Source organism: Massilia sp. 01N410 (assembly GCF_056399665.1).
In genome coordinates this window covers 1-643 of sequence record NZ_JBFTRV010000061.1, presented here as the reverse complement: position 1 = coordinate 643, position 643 = coordinate 1, and the positions used below count along the sequence as shown (strand labels likewise).

General features: G+C 67.2%; 1 protein-coding gene. It reads left to right on the top strand.

What is annotated here, in order from left to right:
- Positions 1-643 (top strand): threonine/serine exporter family protein (locus AC1DOP_RS27230; protein ID WP_477254405.1); only part of this gene is annotated, 643 nt, incomplete at both ends.

Genomic DNA, 643 nt, shown 5'->3' with positions numbered 1-643 from the left:
GTGGTTGCCTTGGCCCGGCAGCTCGATCTGGATTGTGAACCGTGGTCGAACCCCACCGGCATCATCCTCAGTTTCAGCGATCCGGCGCAGGCCATTGGCTCCAGCGACATCACCCGGGTGATCCGCTTGGCGCCCGGCGAGAACGACCTGCACAAGCTCAGCGTGGCTGACGGGATCGCCGAAGAAGTGGCCAATGGCCGCATGAGCATTGCCCAAGGCCACACCGCGCTGCGCCAGCTGGACAAGGATCCGGGCCGGCGCGGCAAGCTGCGCACCATCCTGTCCTTCACCCTCGGTGCGGCCGGCGTGGCGGGCATGTGGAAGCTGCCGTGGCTGGACATCGCCACCGCCGGCGTCATCGGCCTGTTGATCGGCCTGCTCGGCATGGTCACCGACAAGCGCCCGGCCAGCCGGGAAGCGGCCGAAGCGCTGGCGGCGCTGCTGGCCGGCCTTGTCGCCACCGTGGTTGCCACGTTCGTGGGTGCCCTGAATCTCAACACGGTGATCATCGCCTCGCTGGTGGTGCTGCTGCCGGGCATGTCACTGACCAATGCGGTCAATGAACTGGCCAGCCAGCACTGGGTGTCCGGCACCGCGCGCTTTGCCGGCGCGTTGACCACGATCATGAAGCTCAGTGTCGGCG